At 34.3% G+C, this 3,288-nt stretch carries 5 protein-coding genes and 1 pseudogene; all 6 read left to right on the top strand.

From position 1 onward, the window contains the following. Positions 1 to 698: pseudogene (locus tag HMPREF2628_RS10975) on the top strand (hypothetical protein); the annotation flags it as partial. After that, entirely contained in the window at positions 673 to 1,254 is a 582-nt protein-coding gene (locus tag HMPREF2628_RS01945) for a hypothetical protein (RefSeq protein WP_257375270.1), read from the top strand. The pseudogene HMPREF2628_RS10975 and the gene HMPREF2628_RS01945, both read left to right, overlap by 26 nt. Then, positions 1,247 to 1,543 carry a DUF4176 domain-containing protein gene (locus tag HMPREF2628_RS01940; RefSeq protein WP_070842178.1) on the top strand — a complete coding sequence of 99 codons (297 nt, stop codon included), beginning with the start codon at positions 1,247 to 1,249 and terminating at the stop codon, positions 1,541 to 1,543. The genes HMPREF2628_RS01945 and HMPREF2628_RS01940 overlap by 8 nt, the downstream gene beginning before the upstream one ends. 32 nt (positions 1,544 to 1,575) lie before the next feature. After that, positions 1,576 to 2,169 carry a hypothetical protein gene (locus HMPREF2628_RS11015; RefSeq protein ID WP_257375269.1) on the top strand — a complete coding sequence of 198 codons (594 nt, stop codon included), beginning with the start codon at positions 1,576 to 1,578 and terminating at the stop codon, positions 2,167 to 2,169. Further along, a complete protein-coding gene (locus tag HMPREF2628_RS01930) occupies positions 2,162 to 2,854 on the top strand; it encodes a hypothetical protein (protein ID WP_070842177.1) in 693 nt (230 codons plus the stop codon). The genes HMPREF2628_RS11015 and HMPREF2628_RS01930 overlap by 8 nt, the downstream gene beginning before the upstream one ends. 22 nt (positions 2,855 to 2,876) lie before the next feature. After that, positions 2,877 to 3,149 carry a DUF4176 domain-containing protein gene (locus HMPREF2628_RS01925; RefSeq protein ID WP_257375271.1) on the top strand — a complete coding sequence of 91 codons (273 nt, stop codon included), beginning with the start codon at positions 2,877 to 2,879 and terminating at the stop codon, positions 3,147 to 3,149. Positions 3,150 to 3,288: the final 139 nt, after the last annotated feature.

The raw sequence follows: 3,288 nt of genomic DNA, 5'->3' as shown, positions 1-3,288 counted from the left end.
CGAGGGAGGTGACTAAGAAGGCGGAGTATGGAGAGGAAATCCCACCTGGTCTAGAAAATAGAGAGGATGGTTCATCGAATCAAAACTTGCCATCTTATTTATCGTCTTTATTTGGAGCGTTTAGTCAAGAAGCTTTAAAAAGTTTTATGACAGATAAAGCTATAAATGCGTTTATTCAATCTTCTTGGGAATGGTTGACACATAGTCCCCAAAATATGCAATATGGTTTGCTGGGAGCTGTTTCAGGCGGTGGGACTTATACTATTCCAGTTGATGTTAATCCTATATATAGTGGATTTGTTAAAGGAGTTGCTAAATATGGCGTACAGACTCTAGGGGCTGCAGTGGATTTTGGCATGCAAGTTGCAGATGGAGAAAATATTGGTCATGCAGTAGTAAAGACTGGAGGACATGTAGCGATTGGTATTGGCGCTGCTAAAGTTGGGGCAGCTATAGGTAGTGCTTTTCCGGTGGTTGGTACAGTAGGTGGAGCAGCAATAGGTTTTGTTGCAGGAGTTGCAGGATCAATGATTTTTGACTGGGTGTATGATAGTGTTGCAAAACCTTTTATAGATGATACCATTAGTAACATACAGCATGCAGCTGATACAATAGGAAAGACGGTCAATGATGTTGGAAAAAATATCGGCGATGCTTTTACAGGAATGATGAGTGGTTTGGGAAGTGTATTTGGGTGAGATGATGAAAGAGAATTATGAAATTATTCCTGTAGGAATCTATCAAAAGCATTCTGTTTTTTATGATAAAAGCAGTCAAAAATTACTAATCAGGATAGATAAAAAAGAAAGCAGCTATAGTCAATCTTTCTTAGTGATGATTATACTGTTTATGTTGCCAATAGTTAGATGGTTAAATCAATATCTATTTATAAATATTTTATTATTTAATATTTTAATACTGATATTTGGGACAATTGCAGTTTTTTCTGTTTCGCGAATCTACGTTAAAAAGTTGTATAGAGGGATAGAATTATCTGATTTATACCTGTCGAGAGAATCATATGGTATATTTCTTCATCAAGAAAAAAGAAATTCTAAGATTGCGATGATAACTATCATATCTTTATTTCTAATAGTTACAATTTCTGCTATTCTATATTTACTGACATCAATCTTTTTATTCTTATTTGTTTCCGTCGGTTTACTTTTTCCTTTCTTTTTATTCTTAAATACAAAAACGAAACAACGATATATTATTTTAAATCAATTGATAAAGGAGTTAGAGAATGAGTAATTACTTGACTATTGGAAGTGTTGTTCAACTACAGAACGGTGATACTAAAGTGATGATTATAAATCGGTTTCCACTTTACAATAGTCGAGGAACAATTGGATATTTTGACTATTCAGCTTGTCGTTATCCTTCTGGAAATACAGATAATCAAGTTTATTTCTTCAATCATGAAAATATTGACAAGATTTGGTTTGAGGGATATATTGATGAAGCAGAGGAACAGTTGCAGGAGAAATTTATAGTAGAGAAAAAGAATATCTCATATCCAAGATTGACACTTGAGCTTTAGTAGTATCGATCAAGAGTAGCCTTACGGAGGCCATGGTTGGAAGCGAATTTTCTAAAGAAACTATAGGATCTTTTTTTGATCATGTTAAAGGGAAAGTTATTGAGGAATCTAAAAATATAGGTCGTTCACTGGCGGCGACTTTGCAACCGCGTGATGCCGCAGGAAGATTTATAAAAGATAGTTCAAAAATGAGAAATTGGCTAACTAGCACGCTGAAAAAAATACCGAATTCTACCAGTAAAGTTCTTGGAAATGTTGCTAAATGGGGTGGAAGAGGACTTGTTGGTCTAGGAATGTGGTCAGAAGGCAGCGAACATTATCAAGAACACCATAATGTTGGTAGAGCAGTTAGTTATGGCTTAACGGCCGGAACAGCTGGCTGGGTAGCCGGTCTTGCTGTGGGTTCAGCTTTGGCTGGAGCTCCAGTTGTTGTTGGTATATTTGGAGCTGTAGCAGTGGGTGCAGCTGTTTCTGTAGGTGTAAAAGCTCTGTATAAAAATGTGAAACCATTTAGAGTTGTAGTTGATGGTGCAGGAGATCTTTTAAACGGAATAGGAAAAGGAATATCTAATATCGGAAAATCCTTTAGCAATCCACTTAAAGCAATTAAAGGAGTTTTTGGATAATGGAAAAAAAGATAAATATGTAGTCCGTGTAGTAGGTAGACTAGACAATCGTTATTATTTAATAGAAGTCCATAACCGTCTTTATGTAATAGATTATTTTAATCCAAAGGACATCCGAAATTATTTGTGGAGATTTAATGCGTATAATAATACGGAATACTTAATTTATGATGTGACGGAACAGGTTGAACAGTATGAAGTAAAGCCATTTAATATATGGTTAGAAAATTTTAGGAAAGTATTTGATATTGTGTCTATTGCTTTGGTATTTTGGCTCTTATTCTTTCCTCCAAAATTCGCAAATAATCTCATGATTTTTTCTTCATGGCGAATTGTTCTTATTTTATTTTTTATCGGAGCTTTGCTAATTTTCCTAGTTTTAAATTTAGGAATGGATAAAACTCTGAAATTTAATTTTCAGGATGCATTATTATTACGAGCTACAATAAAAGAAAATAAGAAAGGATATAATTCCTCATTTTTTAATGTTATTCAACATTTAATAACTTTTATATTGCTTTTCTCAGGATGTCTTTTCATTGGGATTTTCAATTCAAATTATCTCACTCTGCTATTATTTACCTTTATTGGAGGTTATTCAATTTTATTTATCTATGCTATATCAATACAATATAATTTAAATCATTTTAAATTTCATATTATAAAAAATACACAGGAGGCATAAAATGTTATTACCATAAGGGAGTATTGTTTACCTAGCAGACGGCAACCAGAAAGTTGTGATTATTGGTCGTGGAATGATTGTTAATCAGGAGGGGGCAGATGTTGTTTTTGACTATACAGGCTCTGTTTTTCCAGACGGTCTCAATCCAGAAGAGATTTATTATTTTAACGAAGAAGATATTGACGAAGTCATATTTGAAGGTTACCGTAATGATGAGGAAGAGCGCTATGCAAAGCTTTATCTACAATGGCTAGAAGAAAACAAGGAAAAGGTAGTGAAAGGAAGAACAAAATAGTATCATTTTTATACTATTTTTTTTATCAGATTAGCTTCACAGAATCGGTTGTTGGAGTGGATGAGTACAACTACTAAGGATAAGCTAGCTCGGGCTATTGAGGCATCGAAACAGTCGCTTTCCGAGACGGAGAAGCGCC

It is taken from the genome of Streptococcus sp. HMSC063B03 (genome assembly GCF_001836965.1).
GTDB classification, from domain to species: domain Bacteria; phylum Bacillota; class Bacilli; order Lactobacillales; family Streptococcaceae; genus Streptococcus; species Streptococcus pneumoniae_F.
The sequence above is the reverse complement of the archived record's forward strand: the minus strand, read 5'-3'. Positions and strand labels throughout refer to the sequence as shown.

Coding starts and splice junctions, on each gene's coding strand:
- HMPREF2628_RS01940 (WP_070842178.1), top strand. CDS start 1,247: ATGAGTAATTACTTGACTATTGGAAGTGTTGTTCAACTACAGAACGGT.
- HMPREF2628_RS11015 (WP_257375269.1), top strand. CDS start 1,576: ATGGTTGGAAGCGAATTTTCTAAAGAAACTATAGGATCTTTTTTTGAT.